This is a genomic window from Paenibacillus ihuae (genome assembly GCF_001368795.1).
GTDB lineage: Bacteria > Bacillota > Bacilli > Paenibacillales > Paenibacillaceae > Paenibacillus_AQ > Paenibacillus_AQ ihuae.
Map to the genome: position 1 here is coordinate 1,001,243 of NZ_LN831198.1, position 6,821 is coordinate 1,008,063.

Here is a 6,821-nt window from a genome sequence, read left to right on the forward strand (position 1 = left end):
CAATAAGGGTGCTGACGAAACTTCCTGTCAGGGACACACACCTTTTTAAACAGGACGGTGAGACTTAAAAGGTTTCAGTACATCCTTAAGCTATCGGGAAACGTTAGCATTCCTGTAGAGCGTTAATTACGAGCTTTGCAAAAAGAAAAGCGCCTCGGTACGATGGGAGTACGCAACGGGTCATAGCCCTTAAAATCCCATCATCCAGGAGGACGCTCTACTATGAAGTTTAAAGCCCAGGACAAACAAAATCAACTCATTGAAAAAATCACCCCTCAGCATCTCGTCGTCGGAATCGACATCGCACAGCTAACTCACGTCGCTCGTGCGGTGAATTTCCGCGGGATCGTCGTTGGCAATCCACTATCTTTCTCAAATGACGAAGAAGGGTTTCAGATCCTTCTTCGCTGGATCCAATCGTTGCAAGCAACCCATAACCTAGACTCCGCAATCATCGGTATGGAACCAACGGGGCATTACTGGTTAAGCGTCTCCAAATGGCTATCTGAGAAGCAGTTTGAAGTTGTTCTTGTTAATCCTCATCTCGTGAAAAAGAACAAGGAAAACCGCGACAATACGCCATCTAAGAGCGACAAAAAGGATGCTCTCGTCATCGCAGACATGGTGAAGAACGGCTACTACTCATTCATTCACAACACACCTGAAGCCTTTGAAGAGCTTCGTGTCTTTCTCTCCAATCGAGACTCCGTCGTAACGAGACTTGTTAGTGCAAAGAACCAGATTCATCGTTGGGTTGACGTCGTGTTCCCCGAGCTGAGGCAAGTATTTAAGAATCTGATGTGCAAAGGCTCATTGGCGACACTACGTCTTTTCTCGACGCCTGATGAACTGAGTAAGTTAACACCTCAAGACGTGGTAAGGGGCTGGAAATCCATTATGCAACGGCAACCTGGGGACAAAAAGGCTCAAGCCCTAATCGCTCTTGCTAGCCATTCTGTTGGCTCTAAGCAGGCAACGCATGCGTACAAGCTCCATTTAATGCAGCTTCTCGCAGAATATGATCTCGCTTGTGAGCAACTGCGAGTCGTGGAGGCAGAGATTATAGCAGTTTTAGACCGTATACCTTTTGCTAAGTCGATGCTTGCTGTAAAAGGGATTAATGCAATCTCACTAGCTGGTATTCTTGGAGAGGCTGGGGATTTAAGCGGTTTTGTACATGGCAATGCTTTGCTGCGTCATGCTGGTCTCAACCTTGCGGAAGCAAGCTCGGGCAAATGGACCGGACAGATGAAGATTAGTAAACGCGGACGATCTCGCCTCCGACGTTTCATCTTCATGATGACCCTGAGCTTAACCGCGAATAATCCGGAATTCAAGGCGATGCATGCGTACAATGTTCAGGTAAAAAAGATGAAGAAAATGAGGTCACTAATGAAACTGTGCGGTAAACTAGCTCGCATTCTCGTGGGGATGGCTCGCAGCAGTGAAGCCTACAATCCACATAAAACGATGCCACTTCAGCTAGCAGCTTAAGCGATTTCTCACCGTTTCGTCGTACGAATTTTGGCTTATTCGCGGGATTTCAAAAGAAAGCACGGAGTACCGGGTATATTGAACCAAAGGGCACCGACCCGTAACGTTAGCATGACCGGCCTCCACCCTTGGAAAGGCGTAACGAAGGAATGAGAGGGCAATGACCCGTTGAGACATGGGAGTGAAAACCTCCAGGGGCGGCGTGGAGAAGCGTGCAGTATATGGAAGGATATGGGGTTTCAACATCTCCCTCTATTTCCTCACGCCTTCATGTTGTCCTGGTCCTCAACCGGGTTGCTCTAACAATCTTTCGGTAAATCTGACAAGGGTGAAATCCTGCGAATAAGTGAGCATTCGTGAGAAAACTGAATCGTACTGAGGGAGTTAAATAACCAACAGTAGTCTAGGACTGTCCAGTTTACGACGACTGTTGGTTTTTGTATTGAAATTCTCAAAACGGGCTCGCTCGGAATTCGCTAGTGAGCAGTTTGCGTCAAGTGCGACATAAAACCTCCACTTATCTTGTTCAACTAAACTTCCCGTTCGCTGAATAAAAGCAGCCGATCATTGATCTGCTGCTTTCTCTGTATTACAAACTATTGTTTCCCGTTAGTTAATATCGCGGTACGTAAATATGTCCAGTAACCAATTGGAAAAGTAGCTACAATAAGCTCTTCAATTCATTTTTATATATATTTAATAAGCGTATATAACCTTCCGCATTTCTGAAAACTCTGTTTATGATAATATCATTTTCATCTTTGGCATCAAGCACACGGATGTTATCACTTTCTTGAAATATGCAGGTAATTCCTAGGAAATATGATGAATGCAAAAATTTAATTTCTTTCGGATTATGTTTTTTTCTATAAAGTATTGAACCACCAGCTAAATTTCCAATAGAATTTTCAACAATATAATAGTCATATCCAATCATATATTCGTGCATATGACTCATTAATACTTCATTGCTGTCAAAAGCCTCAAAATGTAAATCGTTTTTATAATTTTCCAAGCTATTATCAAATGCATTAATTATTTGATTTAATACCTTTATTAACTCAATATTATTTTTATAGTACTTCCCAACTGAGAATAAAGGGATACTTTCAAACAGCGTTTTCAAATGAGCTGTCAGCTGGTCGGGCTCTTTAATTATTGATAAGCCTATGTAAAAGTCTCCTACCTCTTTAAAATAGGCAAAATCGTATGGTAATTTTGTTTCGTTATTAGACAAAAAACCTCGTTCCCTCATTAAAGGTTCAAGATACTCACTTACAATCTTTTTTAGCGATGTTTTTTTTTCGATAATCGGTTCAATCTCACTTAATATCAAGTAACCTTCACTCATCCCCTGAAGAGTATCGAAATTAAAATCATCACTAAAATCGATTCCCAACGTATTTTTAAGTAGCCCCCAGCTCTCCTCAAAAATACGCTGCTCATCTTTTGATTCCAAACATTCTCTTAGTTTAAGAAATTCTACTGTGTTGCCCGTAAAAGACTGTAGTTTAGCATCGATACCTATGTTATTGGGAAGCGAATTGTAATCGATATGATATTCTCCTTGTGAATCACCTAACATATACCCCTTCAATCCCCATCCAGTATCTTCGTTATGATATAGGTAGATTGCACGTACATTTAACTCCCTGGATATTTTCGCAGCTAATAGTTCTCCTTTCTTATTGATATTTTTAAACGTCAACATACTTATATTTTCTGAAGAAGTGTTCAAATATCCATTAGTGACTTTCTGTGTTTTTAAATATTCTTTTAGACTTAGAGCATTCGAATCCCATACTATTAAAGCTGATACAAATTTGCTCATTAGTACACCCCTAATATTATTATAAGACCTCTCTTTAAAGAGAGGTCTTACTAAATTAACCTTAAGCAATATCAGTTATAGCGCGTTCTAAAATATTATTGGTGTCTGCAGGTAAATCAATTTCGAGCAAGTTAAGAATGAATGCTTATATAGTCATACATTCATCTCACCTCACTCTCTTTAACGTTTTCAAAAAGAACAAGGGATTTCCTTCTGCAGAGAATCGGTACATTAACGTATTCTGCCCAGTAGTTTAATACCGTTTAACTATCGTTCGTCGTTAACGTAATAAAAATCCTCATTCTTTCTTTATAACAATTGATAATTTGTAGTTTGCATGTTCGCTCAAGCCAACAAGAAATTGATCTACATGCTCGTTCGAAGGGAATCTGCACTCAAGAAGATAACATCCATCCCCGTTTTTTAAGTGCTGCAGTCTTAGCTGTTCTCCAGAATGGTCTGGAGTGTGGTGCGGTCCAGTCCTTCAACGAGCTTGATCAGCAGCTCCTTGGCCGCCTCGTAATCATCGCTGTGAATCACAGACGAAGCAGTATGGATGTAGCGGGAGCAGATTCCGATGACCGCAGACGGAACGCCGATCCCGCTGACATGTACCTGGCCGGCGTCTGTTCCGCCCTGGGAGACGAAATACTGGTATTTGATCCGGTGGGTATCCGCTGTATCCTGCACGTACTCAATCAGTCCGCGGTGGGTAATCATGGTCGGATCATAAATGCGCAGCAGTGCACCTTGGCCGAGCTGGCCGAAGGCCTGGCGGTCGCCGGTCATGTCGGCAGCCGCACTGGCATCCAGGCCAAAGAAGATGTCCGGCGCCAGCAGGTTGGCTGCCGTGCGCGCGCCGCGGAGGCCGGCTTCTTCCTGCACCGTAGCACCGGCATAGACCGTGTTCGGCAGCTTTTTACCGTGCAGCGCCTTGACCAGTTCAATTGCCAGGCCGACGCCATAGCGGTTGTCCCAAGCCTTGGCCATAATTTTCTTCGGATTGGCCAGCGGTGTAAACGGGCAGATCGGCAGGATCTGCTGACCTGGCTTCACGCCGAAGCTCTCAGCTTCTTCCCGGCTGTCTGCACCGATGTCCAGATACATTTTGCTAATATCGCCGATTTTGTTACGTTCCTCCGGGCTTAGCAGATGGATCGGTGTGCTGCCGACTACGCCGGTCAGCGTGCCCTTCGGGGTAATAATCTGCAGCCGCTGTGAAGCCACTGCCGATGCCAGCCAGCCGCCAAGCGGCTGAAACCGGATCATTCCGTTGCCTGTAATACCGGTGACCATAAAACCTACTTCGTCAAAATGTCCGGCGACCATAATTTTGGGTCCGTTCTCTTCGCCGCGCAGTACGCCGAAAAGGCTTCCCAGCCGGTCCTGCACGAACTCATCCGTATAAGGTAACATAGCATCCTTGACGTAAGCGCGCAGTTCACGCTCGAAGCCCGGAGCTGCGGGGAATTCGGTCAGTGTTTTAAATAAGTCCATCGTTTCTTGGTTCATATGCTTATCGCTCCTTTACTACCATCTTTAATTTGAACTTTAGATTTACTTGGCATTGTACGCATGCTGCGGGGAATGTTTGGACTTCCGGCCGCTGTTAGGTTTGGATTTCCTGATTTAAACCGCTATTCACGGTAGAAATCCAAACCTAAAGGCGGACGCTAACGCTCCTCCAGTTCCAAACTTCCCCTCCGCTACTTTTGCCTTTAAGTAGTTCTTTTGTTCAACTTATATAGTATGAACATTCCGTCTTCGCTTGTCTATCTTTAAGGGCACCTCCGGGAAACACCGGGCAGCTGCTGAACGAATAATATGTAGTAGTGGCTCTGCAGGCAGGAGCCGGGAAAGGAAGCGAGAACAATGAGGGTTGCAGGAAGCATATCCGGGCCTTACGGGCAGGGTGTACCCCGCAAAGTGCATACGCGCGGGATGCAGAGAAGGTATCCCCGCCGGTACCGGCGGGAGAGCGAAACGGTACTGATTTTGGTTTTGTTCCTGCTGCTGATAGTGGTGCTGCTGTTTTTTTCCTGAGCATACAAGGACATATTCTTGCGGCAGATGGCGAACAATAAGGAAAAACTTCTAATAGAAGAAAAATCCGAGGGGAAACGGCAGCACATTCTTGCCCTGATATCTTCCCTTCGCCTACATTCCAGGAGGTGTCCCATTTGCCGGCAAAAACCAAAAAAACCGGTGTCAAGCTGCGGCTTGACACCATGACTCCACAGGACTATGAGAAATTGTCCAAGCCTTTTGTGCCTTCCCGACCGGTATTCAAAAACTGTATCCGGGCGTTTTTGTCGGGAGGTTTAATCTGTGTGCTGGGACAAGGCATCCAGGAAGCGTTCATGGCTATCTTCGATATGACTTCCCGCGAAGCCTCAAGCCCAACAGTGGCGGTCCTGATTCTCATTTCCGTAATTCTGACCAGCTTCGGGGTATATGACAAGTTATCCCAGTGGTGCGGAGCCGGAACTGCGGTACCAGTCACTGGCTTTGCCAACAGCATGTGCTCCGCGGCGCTTGAACACCGTGCAGAGGGTCTGGTGCTAGGGGTAGGCGGGAATATGTTCAAGCTGGCCGGCTCCGTCATTGTGTTTGGTGTGGTTGCTTCGTTTGTGGTCGGTGTAGTGTACGCCATTATGGGCTGGGGAGGTTCGCACTAAATGGAGCAGCTAGGCAGCCAGACCTGGAAGTTCACGACCCGTCCTGTCATTCTTGGTTCCTCTGCCGTCGTAGGGCCGGAGGAAGGGGAGGGGCCGCTAGCATCGGATTTTGATTTCATTTATGATTCGCTCGAAATGGGCGAGAAGACTTGGGAAAAGGCAGAGCGTGCCCTGTTCGAAAAAGCCTCCAAGCTAGCGCTGATGAATGCCGATCTTGAGCAGGACAAGCTGGAGTTTTTTGTCGGCGGTGATCTGATGAATCAGATTATCAGCAGCTCCTTTGCGGCCAGGAAGCTGGGCGTACCCTATCTCGGTGTCTTCGGGGCCTGTTCTACCTCCATGGAGAGTCTGGCCATCGCCTCAATGATTGTTGACTCCGGGGGCAGCAAATATGCCCTGGCGGGAACATCAAGCCATAACTGCACGGTGGAGAAGCAATTCCGTTATCCGACCGAATACGGGTCACAGAAGCCGCCGACCGCTCAATATACCGTTACGGGTTCGGGCTGTGCGGTTGTGGGCCGCAATGACGGCAGTGCACAGGGCATTCATGTGGTTTCTGCAACGATCGGCAAAATTATGGACTTGGGGCTGACCGACCCGTTCAATATGGGTACCGCCATGGCCCCGGCTGCAGCAGATACGATTACTGCCCATTTCCGTGATACGGCCCTGTCACCCGGGTATTATGATTTAATTGTGACCGGTGACCTTGCTTCCGTAGGTCTGCCAATTGCCAAAGAATTGCTGGCCAAAGAGGGCATACCCATGGAACAAACGACTTTTAATGACTGCGGACTGCTTATTTTCGACCTGGA

Annotated in this window: 6 protein-coding genes and 1 pseudogene; 4 read left to right on the forward strand and 3 right to left on the reverse strand. The window is 46.6% G+C overall.

The genetic code is table 11. The features are described 5' to 3' along the window. The first annotated feature begins 222 nt into the window (after window positions 1-222). Window positions 223-1,494, forward strand: a complete 1,272-nt coding sequence (locus AQR02_RS04430; protein ID WP_054939553.1) for an IS110 family RNA-guided transposase — start codon at window positions 223-225, stop codon at window positions 1,492-1,494. A gap of 661 nt (window positions 1,495-2,155) precedes the next feature. Here AQR02_RS04430 and AQR02_RS04435 read toward each other — a convergent pair. From AQR02_RS04435 to AQR02_RS04440, 3 genes and pseudogenes are all read right to left on the reverse strand, one after another. Beyond that, window positions 2,156-3,325, reverse strand: coding sequence for a hypothetical protein (locus tag AQR02_RS04435; protein ID WP_054939554.1), 1,170 nt, complete (start codon window positions 3,323-3,325; stop codon window positions 2,156-2,158). Window positions 3,326-3,623: 298 nt separating this feature from the next. After that, window positions 3,624-3,746 (reverse strand): annotated as a pseudogene (locus AQR02_RS31040) (Lrp/AsnC ligand binding domain-containing protein); the annotation flags it as partial. Window positions 3,747-3,763: 17 nt separating this feature from the next. Next, window positions 3,764-4,837 (reverse strand): M42 family metallopeptidase, encoded by a 1,074-nt coding sequence (locus AQR02_RS04440; RefSeq protein WP_054939555.1) that lies wholly within the window; start codon window positions 4,835-4,837, stop codon window positions 3,764-3,766. A gap of 360 nt (window positions 4,838-5,197) precedes the next feature. On the opposite strand from AQR02_RS04440, the gene AQR02_RS32275 reads away from it, so the two are divergent. The 3 genes from AQR02_RS32275 to AQR02_RS04450 all read left to right on the forward strand — a co-directional run. Next, window positions 5,198-5,368 (forward strand): hypothetical protein, encoded by a 171-nt coding sequence (locus AQR02_RS32275; protein WP_159067692.1) that lies wholly within the window; start codon window positions 5,198-5,200, stop codon window positions 5,366-5,368. Window positions 5,369-5,505: 137 nt separating this feature from the next. Further along, window positions 5,506-6,003 carry a stage V sporulation protein AC gene (gene spoVAC / locus AQR02_RS04445; RefSeq protein WP_054939556.1) on the forward strand — a complete coding sequence of 166 codons (498 nt, stop codon included), beginning with the start codon at window positions 5,506-5,508 and terminating at the stop codon, window positions 6,001-6,003. Further along, window positions 6,004-6,821, forward strand: an 818-nt coding sequence (locus AQR02_RS04450; RefSeq protein WP_054939557.1) for a beta-ketoacyl-[acyl-carrier-protein] synthase family protein, incomplete at its 3' end; no start/stop codon positions are given.

Bases quoted from the DNA above. Each gene is read 5' to 3' on its own strand.
- AQR02_RS04430 (WP_054939553.1), top strand. From the start codon at position 223: ATGAAGTTTAAAGCCCAGGACAAACAAAATCAACTCATTGAAAAAATC.
- AQR02_RS32275 (WP_159067692.1), top strand. From the start codon at position 5,198: ATGAGGGTTGCAGGAAGCATATCCGGGCCTTACGGGCAGGGTGTACCC.
- AQR02_RS04435 (WP_054939554.1), bottom strand. From the start codon at position 3,325: ATGAGCAAATTTGTATCAGCTTTAATAGTATGGGATTCGAATGCTCTA.
- AQR02_RS04440 (WP_054939555.1), bottom strand. From the start codon at position 4,837: ATGAACCAAGAAACGATGGACTTATTTAAAACACTGACCGAATTCCCC.